14 protein-coding genes are annotated in these 18,671 nt (G+C 63.3%); 11 read left to right on the top strand and 3 right to left on the bottom strand.

Annotated elements, in window-relative coordinates; all coding sequences use genetic code 11:
* The first annotated feature begins 124 nt into the window (after positions 1–124).
* Positions 125–586, top strand: coding sequence for a DUF4124 domain-containing protein (locus tag BCL93_RS06140; RefSeq protein WP_112054212.1), 462 nt, complete (start codon positions 125–127; stop codon positions 584–586).
* 115 nt (positions 587–701) lie between these two features.
* On the opposite strand, the gene BCL93_RS06145 is transcribed toward BCL93_RS06140, so the two are convergent.
* Both BCL93_RS06145 and BCL93_RS06150 read right to left on the bottom strand, forming a co-directional pair.
* Positions 702–1,622 (bottom strand): histone deacetylase family protein, encoded by a 921-nt coding sequence (locus tag BCL93_RS06145; RefSeq protein WP_258396011.1) that lies wholly within the window; start codon positions 1,620–1,622, stop codon positions 702–704.
* A 64-nt stretch (positions 1,623–1,686) separates the two neighbouring features.
* Positions 1,687–2,223: a macro domain-containing protein gene (locus BCL93_RS06150; protein ID WP_112054214.1), complete on the bottom strand. Its 537-nt coding sequence runs from the start codon at positions 2,221–2,223 to the stop codon at positions 1,687–1,689.
* Between the two features lie 379 nt (positions 2,224–2,602).
* On the opposite strand from BCL93_RS06150, the gene BCL93_RS06155 reads away from it, so the two are divergent.
* The 7 genes from BCL93_RS06155 to BCL93_RS06185 all read left to right on the top strand — a co-directional run bounded on the left by BCL93_RS06155 (position 2,603) and on the right by BCL93_RS06185 (position 11,725).
* On the top strand, positions 2,603–3,577 hold the full coding sequence (locus BCL93_RS06155; protein WP_112054215.1) for a TAXI family TRAP transporter solute-binding subunit: 975 nt from the start codon (positions 2,603–2,605) through the stop codon (positions 3,575–3,577).
* A gap of 142 nt (positions 3,578–3,719) precedes the next feature.
* Positions 3,720–6,314 (top strand): TRAP transporter permease, encoded by a 2,595-nt coding sequence (locus tag BCL93_RS06160; RefSeq protein ID WP_112054382.1) that lies wholly within the window; start codon positions 3,720–3,722, stop codon positions 6,312–6,314.
* Positions 6,315–6,328: 14 nt separating this feature from the next.
* The gene (locus tag BCL93_RS06165; protein ID WP_112054216.1) at positions 6,329–6,757 is read left to right on the top strand and encodes a universal stress protein; all 429 of its coding nucleotides are present in this window, start codon (positions 6,329–6,331) and stop codon (positions 6,755–6,757) included.
* Positions 6,758–7,045: 288 nt separating this feature from the next.
* Positions 7,046–7,861: a DUF2189 domain-containing protein gene (locus BCL93_RS06170; RefSeq protein ID WP_112054217.1), complete on the top strand. Its 816-nt coding sequence runs from the start codon at positions 7,046–7,048 to the stop codon at positions 7,859–7,861.
* Positions 7,862–7,994: 133 nt separating this feature from the next.
* A complete protein-coding gene (locus BCL93_RS06175; RefSeq protein ID WP_112054218.1) occupies positions 7,995–8,822 on the top strand; it encodes an MOSC domain-containing protein in 828 nt (275 codons plus the stop codon).
* 71 nt (positions 8,823–8,893) lie between these two features.
* On the top strand, positions 8,894–9,409 hold the full coding sequence (locus BCL93_RS06180) for a molybdopterin-dependent oxidoreductase (protein WP_112054219.1): 516 nt from the start codon (positions 8,894–8,896) through the stop codon (positions 9,407–9,409).
* 39 nt (positions 9,410–9,448) lie between these two features.
* A complete protein-coding gene (locus BCL93_RS06185) occupies positions 9,449–11,725 on the top strand; it encodes an ATP-binding protein (protein ID WP_112054220.1) in 2,277 nt (758 codons plus the stop codon).
* A gap of 59 nt (positions 11,726–11,784) precedes the next feature.
* Here BCL93_RS06185 and cra read toward each other — a convergent pair whose 3' ends face one another.
* Positions 11,785–12,774 (bottom strand): catabolite repressor/activator, encoded by a 990-nt coding sequence (gene cra, locus BCL93_RS06190; protein ID WP_112054221.1) that lies wholly within the window; start codon positions 12,772–12,774, stop codon positions 11,785–11,787.
* Between the two features lie 234 nt (positions 12,775–13,008).
* On the opposite strand from cra, the gene ptsP reads away from it, so the two are divergent.
* From ptsP to BCL93_RS06205, 3 genes are read left to right on the top strand one after another with little or no spacing between them, the layout of a single operon-like run.
* Positions 13,009–15,897, top strand: coding sequence for a phosphoenolpyruvate--protein phosphotransferase (gene ptsP / locus BCL93_RS06195; protein WP_112054222.1), 2,889 nt, complete (start codon positions 13,009–13,011; stop codon positions 15,895–15,897).
* The gene (gene pfkB, locus BCL93_RS06200) at positions 15,897–16,871 is read left to right on the top strand and encodes a 1-phosphofructokinase (RefSeq protein ID WP_112054223.1); all 975 of its coding nucleotides are present in this window, start codon (positions 15,897–15,899) and stop codon (positions 16,869–16,871) included. The genes ptsP and pfkB overlap by 1 nt, the downstream gene beginning before the upstream one ends.
* Positions 16,868–18,613, top strand: coding sequence for a PTS fructose-like transporter subunit IIB (locus BCL93_RS06205; RefSeq protein WP_112054224.1), 1,746 nt, complete (start codon positions 16,868–16,870; stop codon positions 18,611–18,613). The genes pfkB and BCL93_RS06205 overlap by 4 nt, the downstream gene beginning before the upstream one ends.
* The last annotated feature ends 58 nt before the right edge of the window (positions 18,614–18,671 follow it).

Below are 18,671 nucleotides of genomic sequence, written 5' to 3' on the forward strand. Positions count from 1 at the left end.
CAGGCATGGTTCTAGGGAACACGGTCTGGGAAATAGCCGCTAGGAAATAGGGCCAGGTAATAGACGGCAGTAATTTCCCGCAAGACAGCCGTCGAATATCAGCAACCACAGGGAAGTGGCTTGGATGAACGTAGTGAAACCAGCGGCGTATCTGCGCCATGCAACGAAGCAGTATGCGGTCCTGAACCGCCTGGGGGTGTGCCTGGTGCTGGCCGGTTGGGCAGTGGCCGCTCAGGCAGAGATCTATTCCTGGCAGGATGAGACGGGCCAGTGGCATTTCGCCGATCACTCTCCCGAGGGTGGCGGCGGCGAGCCACGCACCCCCGATGAGCTGTCGGATATCAATAGCATGCGACCGCCGGGGGCCTCTCCCTATCGCCCCTTGCCGTCGGCGCGATCTTCGCGTTCCAGTGGCAACGTACAGCGCAATGCGAGTGGGTCGAACCCGCGTTGCAATAGGCTCGAGCAGCGCCTCGAGTCCATTCAGCAGCAGTTAAGGGCGGGATACGAAGAGCCTCGTGGCAATCGGCTACGCGCCGCTCGGCGGGAGCTTACCGCGGCCTATCGCCGCGAGTGCCGAAACTAGATGCGGGTTTACTGAGTCGGCTTCCTTCAGGCCGCTATCGGGTTCATCAGTCTGTCGGGGTGCGGTCTAGCGCCGGCTGGTTGAATTCGGTGACCGCAACCGTGAAGCGGCTAGATTAGATCAGTTGGCTGGCGGCACGATGCAACTGGGCGTGGCGCTGGGCCAGCGCCTCGAGATCCCGGTCGTAGCCGCCGCCGATCACCGCTGCCACCGGAATCTGGGCGTCGCGACAGGTTGTCAGCACATAGTGGTCCCGGGCGAACAGTCCGTTATCCGTCAATTCCAGGTGGCCCAAGCGATCATCGGCATGCACGTCGACGCCTGCGTCATAGAGCACCAGGTCAGGGGCGAACTGCACCAGCAATGGCGGCAGGCTAGCCATGAGCTGATAAAGGTAGGCGGCATCGTCCGTGCCCCGGGGCAGGGCGATATCCAGATCGCTATGCTGCTTGCGGGCCGGGAAGTTCGCTGCGCCGTGCATCGAGAAGGTGAATACCCGCTGATCGTGGCGAAAGAGGCGTGCGGTGCCGTCGCCCTGATGTACGTCCAGGTCGAGGATCAGAATGCGATCGGCCCAGCCGTGGGCCAGGGCATGAGCCGCGGCCACCGCCAGGTCATTGATCAGGCAGTAGCCGCTGGCGGCATCCGCATGAGCATGGTGGGTGCCGCCGGCGGTGTTGCAGGCAAGCCCGGTGGCCAGCGCCGCTTCGACGGTCTCAAGCGTGCCGCCGACCTCGAGCAGGGTGCGCGCGACCAGCGCCTCGGACCAGCGGAAACCACTACGTCGTTGGGCCGCCTCACTCAAAGAGCCGCCGAGAAAGGCCCGCAGGTACGCTGGTGTATGGATGCGAGCCAGGCTTGTCTCGTTGGCCGGTTGCGGGGTGATCCACTCAGCACTAATCCCGGTCTCTTCGACGGCCAGGATGTTGCGCAGCACGCGAAACTTGGCCATCGGGAAGGGGTGGCGTGGGGGCAGTGCGATGGTGTAACCGGGATGGTGGATCAGCGGCAGCGGCATGGCGGGCGTTAGGGTCATGAGCTGTGGGTGAGAAAGGCCTCACTCTACCCGCCGGCTGGGCCCGCGGCCACCGCAGACCGACTCAGGGCGATGCCGCGTTCTCGAGCAAGGTCAGGGTCTGACGATAGAGCGTCAGGCTCGCGGCATCGTGGAGGACGAAACGTACCCGGCGCAGGTGGCGGCAGTGCGGGACCTCCGTCAGTACCGTGGTCAGGGCCACCCGGGTGGCTTCGTTCATGGGGTAGCAGAAAGCGCCGGTGGACAGAGCGGGAAAGGCGAGAGAGGCGAGCCCGTGACCCTCGGCAAGGGCGATGGCCTCTCGGTAGCAGGTGGCAAGCAGCATATCCGATGGCTCGTCGCGCCCATAGACCGGCCCCAGGCAGTGAATCACGTGTCGGTTGGGAAGCCCATGGGCGCCGGTTATCACCGCCTGGCCGGGGCGAATCGGCGCCAGCCGGTGACACTCCTCGGCGAGGCTTGGGCCGGCGGCTTGGTGCAGGGCGCCGGCGACCCCGCCACCCGGCATCAGCTGCGCATTGGCAGCGTTGACCACAGCGTCCATGTCGGGTTGATGGGCGATATCGCCCTGACGGCATTCGATCTCGACGGTGGGTGTCATGTGGTCCTCCGCTCGCTGGGTCCCTTCCTTTCAAGTCTATCCGCGATGCTCGTAGATATCAGGCTTCGTCGGTACATGTTGACCGATGCCAACATGTTTCAACGGCAAAGAGGACTAAGATGTTGGTCGTAAATAGCTGAATCGTACAGTTGTTTTGATCTAAAGTAGTGCATAATCATATGCTGTAGGAGTCAGTGGAACTGAACGCTGAAAGCGCAACGTCGCCAGACCCGCACAGGCAAGCTATACCTGATACATCGAATGCGATGATCAAAAAGGGTACATCGTCATTCTGGGTATGCGCGCCGACGCAAGACGGGCGACGATGTCGCAGAGGTGGCAATGCCACCCAACATCAACAATACCAAGAGGTGTCTGAATGAAACGCCATGCAATCACTGCTGCAGCCGTCTCCGGCATGCTGATGGGTGCCGCCATGTTCTCCTCGCCGGTCGTGGCGCAGGAGCGCTTCATCACTATCGGTACTGGCGGTCAGACCGGCGTCTATTATGTCGTCGGTCAGTCGATCTGCCGTCTCGTGAACCGTCTCGAAGACTCAGATATCAAGTGTAACGCGCCGTCCACCGGCGGTTCTGTGGCCAACATCAACGGCATCAAGTCCGGCGAGCTGGACATGGGTGTGGCTCAGTCCGACGTGCAGTACCAAGCCTATAACGGTACCGGCAACTTTGCAGGCGACGCCTATCCCGAGCTGCGTGCGGTCTTCCGCGTGCACGGCGAGCCGCTGACGCTGCTGGCTCGCGCCGACTCCGGCATCGAAACTCTCGATGATCTGGAAGGCAAGCGCGTCAACATCGGTAACCCGGGTTCCGGCCAGCGCAACACCATGGAACAGGTCATGGAAGCCAAGGGTTGGACCGAGGACACCTTCTCGCTGGCGTCTCAGCTTGATGCCGCAGAGCAGGCTGCCGCCCTGGCCGACAACAACATCGACGCGATGGTCTATGTGGTGGGCCACCCCAACGGTTCCATCCAGGAAGCCACCACAACCGTGGATGCCAAGCTGATTCCGCTGGATGGCCCGGCTATCGACGGCCTGGTCGAAGAGTATCCGTATTACTCCAAGGTGTTGATCCCGGGTGGTCTCTACAAGGGTAACGACGAGGACGTGACCACCTTCGGCGTGGCAGCGACCTTCGTGACCAAGGCCTCCGTGGATGAGGACATCATCTACCAGACCGTCAAGGCGGTGTTCGACAACTTCGATCGCTTCAAGCGTCTGCACCCTGCATTCGCTAACCTGAAAGAGGAAGAAATGGTCACCCAGGGGCTGTCGGCTCCGCTGCATCCGGGTGCGGCTCGCTACTATCGCGAGCGTGGCTGGATCGAGTGATCCCGGTCTAAACGGAGTTCAAGGCTCCTGACTCGATGCGCGGCCGTTCCAGTAGGAAGGTCGCGCATTATGGTTTCTAGCCCCGGGGTATGGCCCGGGAGCCCAGGCTTTTCCGGCGATGGATGGCAAGCAGGATGATTTCATGAGCGAAGACAAAACAAGGACCTCAGCCTCGAGCGTCGATCTCGAGGACATGGTGGCGTCCTCGGACTCCGGGGCGCGAAAGCCGCCCGGACTGCCTGGCAAGGTGCTGGTGATTACGGCAGCGGTCTGGTCGTTGTTCCAGCTGTGGATCGCTTCACCGCTACCCTTCGTGCTCGAGTTCGGGGTGTTCAATGCCACCGAGTCGCGCTCGATTCACCTGGCATTTGCCCTGTTTCTGGCCTACATGGCCTATCCGGCTACCAAGAACTCCCCGCGGGACCGTATCCCCATCCAGGACTGGGTGCTTGGCCTGCTGGCGGCACTTGCCGGTGCCTACATGTTCATTTTCTACGAGCAGCTGGCCCAGCGCCCGGGGGCACCGATCATGCAGGATGTGATCGTCGGCGTCATCGGCATTCTGCTGCTGCTCGAGGCCACGCGCCGGGCGCTTGGCCCGCCGCTGATGATTGTGGCTCTGGTCTTTATCGGCTATTCGCTGGCCGGGCCCTATATGCCGGGCATTCTGTCCCATCGGGGGGTCAGCGTCTCGGGCTTGATCAACCACCAGTGGCTGACCACTCAGGGGGTGTTCGGCATCGCGCTGGGGGTATCGACCAGCTTCGTGTTTCTGTTCGTGTTGTTTGGTGCGCTGCTCGATAAGGCTGGCGCCGGTAACTATTTCATCAAGGTGGCTTTCTCGCTGCTCGGCCACTACAAGGGCGGTCCGGCCAAGGCGGCGGTGGTTGCTTCAGGCATGACTGGGCTGATTTCTGGCTCCTCTATCGCCAATGTGGTGACCACCGGTACCTTCACCATTCCGATGATGAAGCGGGTCGGCTTCTCCGCCGAGAAAGCGGGGGCCGTTGAGGTCGCCTCATCGGTGAACGGTCAGATCATGCCGCCGGTGATGGGCGCTGCGGCCTTCCTGATGGTCGAGTACGTGGGCATCTCCTATGTGGAAGTCATCAAGCATGCCTTCCTGCCGGCGCTGATTTCCTACATCGCACTGGTCTATATCGTCCACCTCGAGGCCCTCAAGGCCAATATGCAGGGGCTTGAGAGCAGCAACCCGCCGAAGCCGCTGGTACGCAAGGTCATTGGCTTCCTGGGCGGTCTCTTGCTGATGATGATCACCGCCCTGGTGGTCTATTACGGCTTGGGCTGGCTCAAACCGGTACTGGGCGAGGCAACCCCCTGGGTGGTGGCTGCGGGGCTGTCGGTAATCTACATCGCCTTGCTCAAGGTTGGCTCCAGCTACCCTGAGCTCGAGACCGATGATCCCAATGCACCGGTGGTCAAGCTGCCCCAGACGCGCCCGACCGTGATGGTGGGTCTGCAGTTCATCCTGCCAGTGGTGGTGCTGGTCTGGTGCCTGATGGTCGAGCGACTGTCGCCAGGGCTGTCGGCCTTCTGGGCCACGGTGTTCATGACCTTCATCATTGTCACCCAGCGCCCGATCATGGCGATCTTCCGCGGTCAGAGCGATTTTACCGCAGACATCAAGGCAGGCTTCCTCGACCTGTGGGATGGCCTGGTCACCGGTGCCCGCAACATGATCGGCATCGGTATCGCCACTGCCACTGCCGGCATCATTGTCGGGGCCGTATCGCAGACCGGCGTCGGCCTGGTGCTCGCCGACGTGGTCGAGATCCTGTCGATGGGCAACCTGATGCTGATCCTGATGCTCACCGCGGTGCTGAGCCTGATCCTCGGCATGGGCCTGCCGACTACCGCCAACTACATCGTGGTCTCGGCGCTGCTGGCGCCGGTCATCGTGACCTTGGGTGAGCAGAATGGCCTGCTGGTGCCACTGATCGCCGTGCATCTGTTCGTGTTCTATTTCGGCATCATGGCCGACGTTACGCCACCCGTGGGGTTGGCATCCTTTGCTGCCGCTGCCGTATCGGGGGGGGACCCGCTGCGTACCGGTTTCCAGGCGTTCTACTACAGCCTGCGGACTGCTGCGTTGCCTTTCCTGTTCATCTTCAATACTGACCTGTTGTTGATCGACGTGACCTTCCTGCAGGGCATTCTGGTCTTCGTGGTGGCGACAATCGCCATGCTGATCTTTGCCGCGGCGACCCAGGGCTTCATGCTCACCCGCAACCGCTGGTACGAAAGTATCCTGCTGCTGCTGGTGGCCTTCACGCTGTTCCGTCCGGGCTTCTGGATGGACATGATCCACGATCCCTACCAGTCGATACCGCCGAGCCAGTTCGTCCAGGCCTTGGGTGAGATGGATGATGACAGCACGCTGCGTGTGCAGGTGGCGGGTAAGGACGCCTATGGTGATCCACTGACCACCTACATGACACTGCCGGTGCCGGAAGGCGAGACGGGGGAAGAGCGCCTGTCCAACTTCGGCCTGGAGCTACTGGTCAAGGATGAAAGCCTGGTCGTCGATATGGTCGCCTTCGGCAGTCAGGCCGAGAAACTTGGCTTCGACTTCGATCAGAAGATCATCGAGGTGCTGGCGCCTGTGGATCGCTGGTCCAAGGAGTGGATGTGGATTCCGGCCCTCGGGGTCTTTGCGTTGATCGTGCTTATGCAGCGGCGTCGCCGCGATGGCTCGGCCAAACCGGCGTCCGCCTAACAGAGGGTTAGACCATGTATCAGAAAATCCTGCTGCCGCTGGATCTCAACGAGGAGGCGTCCTGGGAAAGGGCGCTGCCCACCGCCTTGGCCTTGTGTCACACCTTCGGCGCCTCGCTGCACCTGGTGACCGTGCTGCCTGACTATCGCATGCCGCTGGTCGGGTCCTATTTCCCCGCTGACTTCAGTGAGAAGGCACACAAGGCGCTAACCGATGCTCAGCACGCGTTCGTGCAGCAGCACATACCCAGCGATATCAACGTGCAATGTGCTATCGCCGAGGGCTCGCCCTGGGAAGCGATCATCGAGACCGCCAAGAAGCTCGATATCGATCTGGTGGTCATGGCCTCGCACAACAAGCGCAAGTTCGCCGACTACGTACTCGGCCCCAATGCCGAACATGTGGTGCATCACAGCAAGATGTCGGTGATGGTCGTGCGCTGATTCATCGACGGACACGCCGCTAAGCAAGTCGCCAACCCCCGAACGGTTCTGCCGTTCGGGGGTTGGCGTTTCTGGGACCTGCCAGGCACCCGTGGGTCGACCCTGATCGAGGATAAGCGCCGGTAGGGGCAACTCTTCACCCCCTCGTCTACATTGAAAAAAGCACTATTGAAAAAACGTTAGGAGATCTTGCCTTGCAGGCCAGTGCGCTCCCGTGGACGTCGCCGGGTGCGGCGCCCGGATAAGGCTTGAGGGTGACCATCTTCGCGACCGGTTGAGGGGTATGCCATGAATGCAGCTGCCACGAAGGGCCCCAAGCCTTCCGACTACAGCGTCAAGATCAGCATCAATCCGGTGGGCATGGATAGACCTAGAGCCTGGCTGGTTTCCGGTTTTCAGGACTTTCGCGATGCCACGGTCGTCAGCTTGGCCTATGGCATGTTCTGGGTGGGCCTTAGCCTGGCGACGACCCTGGCGGCGTTTACCCTCGACCTCTGGCACTGGCTGCTGCCGTTGGTGGCCGGCTTCATGTTCCTTGGCCCCCTGGTGGCGGTAGGTGCCTACGGGATCAGTCGTGCCCTCGAGGAACACCGGACACCGACCATGGGCGATGCCTTCGGTGCCTGGAGCGCCCATACTGGGCAACTGGCGATGATGGGCCTGATGATGATGATCTTCTTCCTCGCCTGGATTCGGCTGGCGACGCTGCTGTTCGCGCTTTTCTTTGGTTTCGAAGTGCCAAGCCCCGATACGCTCTACACCTCCTTGCTGACCACCTCAGAAGGGCTGAGCATGCTGCTGGTCGGCACGGCGGCGGGTGCGGTACTGGCCTTCGGAGCATTCTCGATCAGTGTCGTCGCCATTCCGACACTGATGGATCAGGACCTGACCTTCATGGAGGGCATCGAGGCCAGCCTCAAGGCCGTGGCGCAGAATTTCCGTCCCATGCTGCTATGGGCGGCGATTCTTACTGGCAGCGTACTGCTTGGCGTGGTGACCTTCTACATAGGCCTGGCCGTGATCCTGCCGGTGCTGGGTCATGCCAGTTGGCATGCCTACGAAGACCTGGTAAAGGTCGAGATCATCGAGCCTCCGACCCCCTGAGTGTTTAGGCAACTGGCCCAACATTGGCGGTCTTCGGTAAGCTATGCAGGCGAATCTCGTTGACGATGTCGTGTGGCGTCGAGCGTAGAGCGCTCCACGCCATGCTTACTCCTGCCAGCAAGGACTGCTTGCCATGACCACCTCTTCCCTGCGTTTGTCTGCTCTTTATCGCTATCCGCTCAAGTCTTGTGCTGGAGAGGCGCTCGAACGTGCCCAGGTGCATCAGGAAGGAATTGTTGGGGATCGGCGCCTGATGTTGGCTCGGCCCGATGGGCGCTTCATCACGGCACGGACGCATCCCCGACTGGAGCTGATGCAGGTTCGGCTAGGTGAAAGAACAGTGGTGCTGCGTTTCCCCGGGCATCAGGATATCGAGCTGGTCCGGGCGGATTTCGCTCTGGCACCATTTGCGACCGAGGTATGGGGTGACCGCTTCGAAGCGCTGACGACCTCGCAAGAAGCCGATGCCTGGTGCAGTGAGGTATTGGGTGAGGCGGTCCAGCTGCTATGTATCGGCGAGCGTTCACCGCGCTATCGCCAATCGATCGACCAGCGGGTCGGGTTCGCCGACGGCTACCCGCTGCTTCTGATCGGTCAAGGGTCACTTGCCGACCTTAATGCCCGCCTGGCTCATTCACAGGGAACGTCAGAGGGTAAGCCTCACATCATGGCCCAGTTTCGTCCCAACCTGGTGGTGGCAGGTAGCGATGCCTTTGCCGAGGATGGCTGGCAGCGGCTGCGTATTGGGGAGGTAGAGCTTGGCGTTGCAGAACCCTGCTCGCGTTGCGCGATGATTACCGTCGATCCGGCCACTGGGACCTTTTTGCCTGGCAAGGAACCGCTCAAGACGCTGGCGACCTATCGACGAGGTGAGAAGGGAAAAGTGCTGTTTGGTCAAAATCTGGTGGTGCTGAAAGAAGGCCGTTTGGCGCTCGGTGACGAGGTCGAAATCCTGGCATGATTCGGCCCCTGACCCGCGTGCAACGATCGCGTAGGGTGGGAGCATGCATTCTGGACCGTCGGAGGTTTTGTATGAATCCGATCGCCCACTCCCTGGCCTGGTGCCTGCTTGCAGGCCTTAGCGTTCTCCCCGCTCACGCCGATCCACTGTCCTTGCCCAAACCTGAAGGAAAGGTGCTGCTCGAAATCAGCGGCGACATTCGCTACACCAACGCCGGCGACAAGGCCCGCTTCGATCGAGAGATGCTTCGTGCGCTGCCTAATCGGGTCGTGAGTACCCACACACCCTGGACCGACCAAGAACGGAAATTCCGTGGCCCGCTGATTCGGGATCTGTTGTCCCGTATAGGCGCTCACGGCGACCAGCTGCGAGTCGAAGCCCTGAACCATTTCTCGGGACAGATACCGGTCAGTGATGTTCAGGATTACGCTGTGATCCTGGCCATGACCATGGACGGTGAGCCATTGGCGATTCGCGACTTCGGGCCACTCTTCGTGTTATACCCCTTCGATGAGAACCCTGAGCTCAATACCGAGAATATCCGCTATCGAAGTGTATGGCAGGTTGCCAAGATCCATGTCCACTGAGCAGTATCGATACCCTCCATCCCAACGGCATTCGGCGTCATGCTTCGCTACCCGCTACGCCTGAAACTCGGCGCCGCCGCGGTGCTGGTATTCTTCATGGCCGCGGTGGTCGTTGCCGGCATGGTCGTATGGCGACAGGAAGGCCTGGCCGCCAGCGTAGGCGGGGATGCGACCTGGGCAGCCTACAAGCTGGACCGGGATGCTATCCAGCTACGCGATCGGCTCAACGAAGCCGAGGATCTCGAGTCGTTACACGTCAAGTTCGAGCTGCTCTATAGCCGGCTCAACCTTCTGCAACGCGGTGAGATTAGTGAGCTTTTTAGGCGTATCGACGACCAGGCGGGCCTGGTACCTGCCATCGCAACCCAGATGGATATTCTGGACCTGCAGTTTGGCGGTCTAGAGCGCCTGGACGAAGCGTCGCGTCGGTCGCTGCAGGCAGCGCTTGATCCCTTGATCGATCTCAGCCAGCAGCTGGTAATTACGACCAACACCTATCTGGCTGACGCCAAGCAGCAAGAGCGAAAAGCCCTGCAGCTGCTTCACTGGGTGCTGCTTGTCATGCTGGGGTTGATGAGCCTTTCGATCCTGATGGTGACGCGGTTTCTCTTTCGCGAGGCCCGGGAGAATGCGGCGTCTCGGCGCGACCAGGAAGTGCTGAGACGCCGTCTCGAGGAGGCGGCGCAAAAGTCTCAGGCTGCTAATGAAGCCAAATCCGAGTTCCTGGCCACCGTCAGTCACGAGATTCGCACGCCGCTCAATGGCGTGATCGGCATGAGCGAGATGCTGCGCGGCCGACCACTGGATCCTTCCTCGCGACGCTATGCCGAGATCATCCATGACAGCGCTGACAAGCTTCTCGTATTGATCAATGACATTCTCGACTTCTCCCGCATCGAATCCGGTCGGCTCGAGCTCGAGCAGGTCGATTTTTCGCTGCAGGAGCTGATCGATTCAGCCGTTCGCCTCTTCGAGCCGCGGGCCACCTACAAGAACATCATCCTGACGGCTCGGCTTGCCGAGGACGTGCCCGAGCGGCTGAAGGGCGACCCAGGTCGGCTTCGGCAAGTGCTCCTCAACCTGCTTTCCAATGCTATCAAGTTCACTGAGCAGGGCGAGGTCTCGGTGCTGGTGGCCTACTCGTCTTTGCAAGAACGACTGCATGTATCGGTCAGCGATAGTGGCCCAGGGATTCCCAGCAGCCAGCAGCATCGCCTGTTCGAGCCCTTTCGGCAGGGCGATGCCTCCACCGCGCGCCGCTTCGGGGGCAGCGGTTTGGGGCTGGTGATCTGCAGGCGCCTGGTGAGCGCCATGGACGGAGAAATAGACTTCGTCAGCCGAATTGGCGAGGGTAGCTGCTTCTGGTTCAAGGTGCCATTGCCGCGCGTCCCTGTGCCTGAGGGTGCGAGGGAAAAAGACACCCAGGAGGTTTTGCCCGCCTTGCCACCTGGCCAGCGGCTGCTAGTCGTCGAAGATAACGAAATCAATCAGCAGGTGGCGCATATCATGCTGTCGCGTCTGGGGTGTCAGGTCGATATTGCCTCGTCGGGTGATGAGGCGCTCAGAATGACCCAGGCCGAGCCCTATGCCTTGATTTTTATGGATGTGCAGATGCCGCTGATGGACGGGCTTGAAGTGACGCGACAGTTGCGCAAGCGCCGCGACTGGTGTGCCGAGGTGCCGATCGTTGCCATGACGGCCGGCACCTTTGGTGACGAGCGGTCGCGCTGTCTGGAGGCGGGCATGAACGACTATATGGTCAAGCCGCTTGCCAGTGCTCAACTGCTCAAGACGCTGCATCTCTATATTGGCCAGTCAGCCGAGCCCGCGACGGGGCAGGCGGATATTGAGGATGCCAGCGAACAGCCTGTCAACGAAGCGGCTGATCCAATTGATGCTAACGCAGAAGGCCATCATTGGCTGGCACTGGAGGCACTCGATGAACTGCTCGAGCACATCGAGATAGAGGGCGCCAGACAGTTGGTGGGCATCTATCGTCGCCAGTTGCCGGATCGCCGGGAGGCCCTGTTGACGGCTGTCGGCGATGGACAGGCCGAGCAAGTCATGCAGCTTGCGCACTTGATGAAGGGCGAAGCGCTCAGCCTTGGCCTGGTGCAGGTCGGGGAGCGGGCCAGGGCGCTTGAAGCCGCGGCAAAGGAATCACGGCACGTTGAGATGCCAACGTTACTGCTCGCGCTTGATCACTGCCTGGCTCCTTCGCTCGCCGCCTTGGATGCCTGGCTTGACGGCATCGACAGCCGCCAGTCGTCAACCAGCCAGACCAGTTCGCCGAGGGGCGGTAATGAACCGACCTGAAGTCGGAAGTCTGAAGCGGGAAATGTCACCAGCATTGGCCTGAAGGGCGTTCGTGTCGCTCACCCGCCGGGCGGCAGCCGCCGGCGCAGGGCGCGTTCCACCACCACCTGGCCGGGGTGATAGTCGCCATGGGCGGCGGCGATGGCGCGATCGAGCGTCAGTTCGGCGATCCGGTCATGCTGCTGAGGCAGCGAGTTAACCGGCAGCGGCAGGAAATCCAGCAGTCGATCATCGCCGAAGGTGGCCAGGCGCAGCGACGGCGGCAGGCCACCGCTCTCCAGAAGCTCATCCAGCACGCCATCGAGCAGCGTATAGGAGGCGGTGACCAGCGCGTCCGGCATGCCCTCCTTGAGCAGCTCGCGCATCAGCCGCGCGCCTTCCTGGCGGTCATAGCGGACCGCGCTGCGGGTCATGGCCTGGCAGTGGTGGCCCTCTAGGGCCTCGTGGAAGCCCGCCAGTCGCTCGGTGCTGATCGATAGTTGAGGTACGGCGTCGAACCAGGCAACTCGCTCGAGCTCCGGGGTGAGAACCGAGCGGGTCAGCGCCTTGGCAGCCGACTGGTTGTTGCTGACCACGCTGACGAAGCGTTGCGGATCCAGCGCACGATCGACGGCGATGACCGGCAGGCCGCCGTCCATCAGCTCAGCATAGAAGGGGTCGTCCATCGCCAGGCAACTGGCCACTATCAGCACCTCGCAACGCTGGGCACGCAGGGCGCGAGCCAGCTCGCGTTCGCTTTCCGGATTATCTTCGGAGCCGGCGATCAGCAGCTGATAGCCCCGGCGTCGCGCCCCTTGTTCTAGGCGCTTGGCGAGCAGGGCGTAGCTCGCATTCTCCAGGTCGGGAATGATCAGCCCAATGGTGCGACTGGCGCCGCGGCGCAGCGCCGCGGCCTGGGCATCGATTCGGTAGTGGTGCTGCTCGACCACCGCCATGACCCGGTCGACGGTCTCCTGACTGATGCGTCGTTCCTTGGCCTTGCCGTTGATGACATAGCTTGCCGTGGTCCGGGAAACGCCGGACAGGCGAGCGATTTCTGCGAGCGTCATGGTGATCCCTTGTGTGCGATGCGGCTCATTCTACTCCAGCCCTTGGCATCACCGGCTACGCCCAAGGTCGTAGCCGATCCTGCTTGATAAATGGCCTGACTCGATCCAGCATTGTACGAAACCTTAGGTGACACGATTCAGCCATGGGAAAGCAAGGTTGGCAAGGCCAGGTGCACCGGCCGCCAGCCAGCGGCCGGCACTCTCGCTGCCCGCCCCCAGGCACAGGAGGCTAGTATGTTGACACTCGGACAGGACGATATCCTGCTCGACCGCAAGGCCGATGACTGGCGCGCGGCTCTCGATCAGGCGTCTTCGGCGCTGGTTGAGGCCGGCCTGGTGGCGCCGGGCTATCGCGATGGCCTGCATGCCCGCGAGGCGCAGTCATCCACCTTTCTCGGCAACGCCATCGCCATTCCCCATGGCACGCCTGAAAGCCGTACTCACGTCAAGCGCACCGGCGTGCGGGTGCTGCAGTTCCCCAAGGGCATCGACTGGCACGACGGCAACCGGGTGCATGTGCTGGTGACCATCGCGGCTCAGAATGATGAGCACCTGGACATCCTGCGCCAGTTGACCCACGTGCTGGACCGCGAGGGCGTGTCCGAGCGACTGGCCGCCGCCGGCTCCCGCGCCGAGGTGGCCGGGCTGTTGTCGAAGGCCGTCGTCGAAGCGCGCCTCGATGACGATACCCTCTGCCTCAATTTCCCCGCCCGAGACCGGCTCGAGCTTGCCCTGGCCGCTGCCGCTCGACTGCGCCAGGCGGGCTGCGTCGGGAATGACTTCGTTTCCGACATCGCCTCTCAGTCGCCGCTGTCGCTGGGCCAGGGGCTCTGGTTCGCGACCAGCGCGAAAGATGTGAAGGCCCCGGCGCTGTCGCTGGCCACCCCGGAGGTCGTCATCGGCCAGGGCGATAGCGCGGTCAGCGGCGTCTTTTGTCTGGCTGCCCAGGGCGATGCGCATCGCAGCCTGCTGGAACGGTTAACGGCCCTGCTCGAACGCGGTGAGGGCCATGATCTGCATCAGCTGTCTGCCGAGAACGTGCTGGCGCGCCTTTCCGGCGAGTCGGCCAGTGCCCAGACCGCACGTGCCCGAGTGCTAAACGCCCACGGCCTGCATGCGCGTCCGGCCAAGCAGCTGATTCAGGTAGCGCGTCGTCAGAGCGTCGCGGTCCGGGTGCGCCTGGCCGATGGCAGTGGCGAGGCCGTGTCTGCGGCCAGTCTGACCAAGGTTATTGGTCTTGGCGCCCGGCGTGGCCAGCAATTGGTGTTCTCGGCAGAAGGCGAGGGTGCCAGCCAGGCTCTGGACGCCATGTGTGAGGCCATGCTGGACGGCCTGGGTGAAGTGGTCCAGCCCTTCGAGGAAGGCCGTGAGCACGTGGCCAGCACGCCTCCCGAGGGCGCCAAGCCGCCGGAGCCGCTGCCGGCCGATACCGCCTATCAGGCGGTTGCCGCCTCCCCGGGCATGGCCATCGCGCCGCTGTTCGTAATGCGCGCGCCGCGCTTCGAGTACCCCGAGCGGGCCGGCGATGCCGGTGAACAGAAGCGCCGTCTGGATGCGGCCATTCGTGAAGGCGCCGAGCAGCTTGAGGCGCTGGTGCAAAGTGCCCAGGGTGGCGAGGTCGCCGAGATCCTGTCGATGCACGAGGAAATGCTCGACGACCCGGAGCTGCACCAGGCCGCCCGCGAAGGCATCCAGGAAGGCTATTCCGCCGAAGCGGCCTGGTGGACCGCTATCGAGACCGCCGCCCGGGCCCAGGAAATGCTTGCCGATCGCCTGCTTGCCGAACGCGCGGCCGACCTGCGAGACGTGGGCCGGCGGGTGTTGGGGATCCTGTGCGACATCAGCCTGCCCACGCCGCCGGATCATCCCTACATCCTGGTCATGGACGACGTCGGCCCCTCCGATGTGGCCCGTCTCGATACCAGCCGCGTCCGCGGCCTGCTGACCGCCAGAGGCGGTGCGACGGCCCACAGCGCGATTCTGGCCCGTGCGCTGGGCATCCCTGCCGTCGTGGGGGCCGGCGAGCGAGTGCTGACGCTTGAAGATGGCGTTGAGATGATCCTCGACGGCGAGCGCGGGCGCATCACGCCTGCGCCGTCTACCGAGCGCCGCCAGCGCGCCGAACTGAGTCTCAAGGAGCATGAGCGCCTGGAGCGTGAAGCCTGGGCGGCACGCTTCGAGGAAGGCCGTACCCGCGACGGTCATCGCGTCGAGGTCGCCGCCAACCTGGGCAACACTGCCCACACCGCGGACGCCGTCGAACGTGGTGCCGAGGGCGTGGGCCTGCTGCGTACCGAATTCATCTTCATGGCGCATTCCGAGGCGCCTGACCTCAAGACCCAGATCGGCGAATACAAGGAGGCCATGGATGCCCTCGATGGTCGTCCGCTGGTCGCTCGTACCCTGGATGTGGGCGGTGACAAGCCACTGCCCTACTGGCCGGTGCCTCAGGAAGACAATCCCTTCCTCGGCCTGCGCGGGATTCGTCTGGCCCTGACCCAGCCCGAGGTGCTCGAGACCCAGCTGCGCGCTCTGCTGATGGCCGCTGCGGGTGGCGACAATACATCGGGTCGGCCGCTGCGCATCATGCTGCCGATGGTCAAGGATATCGCCGAGTTCCGGGCCGCCAAGGCGATTTACGATCGTTTGCTCGAGGAGATCCCGGCCGAAGAGCGCGCCACCGACGTGCAGCTCGGCGTGATGATCGAGGTGCCCTCCTGTGCGCTGCTGGCGCCGACGCTTGCCGCCGAGGTCGACTTCTTCTCGGTGGGCACCAACGATCTGACCCAGTACACCCTGGCCATCGACCGCGGCCACCCGGCGCTGTCCGCTCAGTCCGACGGCCTGCACCCGGCGGTGCTGCGCCTGATCCAGATGACCGTTGACGCCGCCCATGCCCAAGGCAAGTGGGTCGGGGTATGCGGCGAGCTGGCCTCGGACGCCCAGGCGGTGCCGGTGCTCGTTGGCCTCGGTGTCGATGAACTCTCGGTCAGTGCCCGCCAGGTGCCGATGGTCAAGGCGCGGCTGCGCGATTTCGATCTCGCCGAAGCCAAGGCCCAGGCCGCGCTGGCACTGGCCCAGGCGACCAGCGATGACGTAAGAAACGCGCTGGAGGTGCGCTGATGGCCAGGGTGCTGACGATCAGTCTCAATCCGGCGCTGGATCTGGCGATCGGCCTGCCGACGCTGACCCTTGGCGAGGTCAACCGGACCGATGCCACGCAGCTGAGCGCCGCCGGCAAGGGCGTGAACGTTGCCCGGGTGCTGGCGGCACTGGGGCATGAGGTCGTGGTCTCCGGGTTTCTGGGGGCAGACAATGATGGCCCCTTCCGGCGCGCCTTCGAGGACATGGGCGTCGAGGATGGCTTCCGACGCGTGCCCGGCGAGACCCGCATCAATGCCAAGCTCGCCGAGCACAGTGGCCGCGTCACCGACGTCAACGGTCCTGGCTTGGTCATCGATGCTGCCACCTTCAAAGACCTTCTGGATGATCTGGAGGCGCTGGCGGCCGACCCCAGCCGACGTCCCGATGCGGTGGTGATCGCCGGCAGCCTGCCGCCGGGCATCGACGCCGACGATCAGGCCGCGCTGATCACGCGCCTCAAAGCGCATGGCCTGCCGGTATGGGTCGATACCAGCGGTCCGGCGCTGACCCGCGCCATTGCGTCTTCCCCAGCGGCGGTCAAGCCCAACGAGCTGGAACTGGCCGAGTGGGCCGGCGAGGCCCTGGACAGCGACGCTCGCCGGCTGGCGGCGGGGCTTCGCCTGCATCAGGCCGGCATCCAGGAGGCGCTGATCTCTGCCGGTGCCGACGGCGTGCTGTGGGTCAGCCATCGCGGGGCCTGGCACGCCACGCCGCCGAAGATGACGGTCGCCAGTACCGTGGGTGCTGGCGATACCCTGCTCGCCGGTATGTTGCACGGCGTCCTCGAGGGCCATGCCCCCGATGCGGCGCTGCGCTTCGCGACGGCCTTGTCCGCCGAAGCCGTACGCCATGTTGGCGTGGGCAATCCCCACGCCGATGACTTCCCTCACCTCCAACAACAGACCCGCGTGCGTCGCCTGAACGACGTGGACGCAGGGGGAGCGCTCGCATGAATGTGATCCTGATTACTGCCTGCCCGAGTGGCATGGCCACCACCTTCCTCGCCGCGCGGCGCCTTGAGCAGGCGGCCAGCCGGCTGGGCTGGTCCACCACGGTAGAGATGCACGGTGAACTGGCGCCGGTGGAACCGGCTTCTGCCGAGTCCATCGCCGCGGCTGATCTGGTGGTGGTGGCCGCCGATGCGGTGCCCAGTCCACAACGCTTTGCCGGAAAGTCGCTTTACCAGGCCCCGATCGCCCAGGCACTGCCCGATCCCGCCGGCTTTCTCGAGCGGGCTCAGGCTCAGGCAGCCGCCTATACGCCGCCTGCCGATGATGCCAAGCCGGCGGTAGCCGATACGGCCGGCGCCAAGCGAATCGTCGCCGTGACCGCCTGTCCGACCGGGGTGGCACACACCTTCATGGCTGCCGAGGCCTTGAGTGAAGCCGGGCGGGCGTTGGGTCACCAGATCCGCGTCGAGACCCAGGGCTCGGTGGGCGCCCAGGACAAGCTGACCGAAGAAGAGATCGCTGCCGCCGACGTGGTGCTGCTGGCCTGCGACATCGAGGTCGACCCGACCCGCTTCGCCGGCAAGCGCATCTATCGCACCTCCACCGGCAATGCGCTGAAGAAGCCTCGTCAGGCCATCGAGGCTGCCCTTGCGGAGGCCGATGTGGAATCGGCCGGCAGTGCTGCCAGTGGCGGCGAGGCCAAGAAGAGCGTCAAGGACAAGGGCGTCTACAAGCACCTGCTGACCGGGGTGTCCTTCATGCTGCCGATGGTGGTGGCCGGGGGCCTGTTGATCGCCTTGTCCTTCGTGTTCGGCATCGAGGCCTTCAAGGAAGAGGGCACCTTCGCCGCAGCACTGATGCAGATTGGCGGTGGGACCGCCTTCGCGCTGATGGTGCCGGTACTGGCCGGCTATATCGCCTATTCGATCGCCGACCGGCCGGGCATCGCCCCGGGTATGATCGGCGGCATGCTGGCCTCGAACATCGGCGCCGGTTTCATCGGCGGTATCCTCGCCGGTTTCCTTGCCGGTTACGTCGCCAAGGCGGTCGCCCAGTACGTCAAGCTGCCCTCGAGCATCGAATCGCTCAAGCCGATTCTGATCATCCCGCTGGTGGCGAGCCTGATCACCGGTCTGACCATGATCTATGTGGTCGGCGAGCCGGTCGCCGCCGTACTTTCTGCGATGACCAACTTCCTCGAGAACATGGGCTCTGCCAACGCCGTGCTGCTGGGTATCCTGCTTGGGGCCATGATGTGCTTCGACATGGGCGGGCCGGTCAACAAGGCGGCCTACACCTTCGGCGTGGGCCTGCTGGCCTCCGAGACCTATGCGCCGATGGCTGCCGTCATGGCCTCAGGCATGGTGCCGGCGATCGGCATGGGTATCGCCAGCTTCGTTGCCAAGTCGAAGTTCTCCGAGCCTGAGCGGGAAGCCGGCAAGGCGTCCTTCGTGCTCGGCCTGTGCTTCATCAGTGAAGGGGCGATTCCGTTTGCCGCCAAGGATCCGCTGCGCGTGATTCCCGCCTGCATGGTCGGCGGGGCGATCACCGGTGCCATCTCGATGCTGGTGGGTGCCAAGCTGATGGCGCCGCACGGCGGCATCTTCGTGCTACTGATTCCCAACGCCATCACGCCGGTGTTCCTGTACCTTGCCGCCATCGTCATCGGTTCGCTGGTCACCGGTCTTGGCTACGCGCTGATCAAGCGTGGCAGTCAGGAAGTGTCGGTGGCCGCTAACGCGTGATCGCCGACGGCTGACCCGTCGCCAAAAAGCCCCGGTATCCTCGCGGATATCGGGGCTT

It is taken from the genome of Onishia taeanensis (assembly GCF_003268885.1).
Classification (GTDB): domain Bacteria; phylum Pseudomonadota; class Gammaproteobacteria; order Pseudomonadales; family Halomonadaceae; genus Onishia; species Onishia taeanensis_A.

Bases quoted from the DNA above. Each gene is read 5' to 3' on its own strand.
- BCL93_RS06165 (WP_112054216.1), top strand. From the start codon at position 6,329: ATGTATCAGAAAATCCTGCTGCCGCTGGATCTCAACGAGGAGGCGTCC.
- BCL93_RS06205 (WP_112054224.1), top strand. From the start codon at position 16,868: ATGAATGTGATCCTGATTACTGCCTGCCCGAGTGGCATGGCCACCACC.
- BCL93_RS06160 (WP_112054382.1), top strand. From the start codon at position 3,720: ATGAGCGAAGACAAAACAAGGACCTCAGCCTCGAGCGTCGATCTCGAG.
- BCL93_RS06155 (WP_112054215.1), top strand. From the start codon at position 2,603: ATGAAACGCCATGCAATCACTGCTGCAGCCGTCTCCGGCATGCTGATG.
- BCL93_RS06145 (WP_258396011.1), bottom strand. From the start codon at position 1,622: ATGACCCTAACGCCCGCCATGCCGCTGCCGCTGATCCACCATCCCGGT.
- pfkB (WP_112054223.1), top strand. From the start codon at position 15,897: ATGGCCAGGGTGCTGACGATCAGTCTCAATCCGGCGCTGGATCTGGCG.
- cra (WP_112054221.1), bottom strand. From the start codon at position 12,774: ATGACGCTCGCAGAAATCGCTCGCCTGTCCGGCGTTTCCCGGACCACG.
- ptsP (WP_112054222.1), top strand. From the start codon at position 13,009: ATGTTGACACTCGGACAGGACGATATCCTGCTCGACCGCAAGGCCGAT.
- BCL93_RS06170 (WP_112054217.1), top strand. From the start codon at position 7,046: ATGAATGCAGCTGCCACGAAGGGCCCCAAGCCTTCCGACTACAGCGTC.
- BCL93_RS06150 (WP_112054214.1), bottom strand. From the start codon at position 2,223: ATGACACCCACCGTCGAGATCGAATGCCGTCAGGGCGATATCGCCCAT.
- BCL93_RS06185 (WP_112054220.1), top strand. From the start codon at position 9,449: ATGCTTCGCTACCCGCTACGCCTGAAACTCGGCGCCGCCGCGGTGCTG.
- BCL93_RS06175 (WP_112054218.1), top strand. From the start codon at position 7,995: ATGACCACCTCTTCCCTGCGTTTGTCTGCTCTTTATCGCTATCCGCTC.
- BCL93_RS06140 (WP_112054212.1), top strand. From the start codon at position 125: ATGAACGTAGTGAAACCAGCGGCGTATCTGCGCCATGCAACGAAGCAG.
- BCL93_RS06180 (WP_112054219.1), top strand. From the start codon at position 8,894: ATGAATCCGATCGCCCACTCCCTGGCCTGGTGCCTGCTTGCAGGCCTT.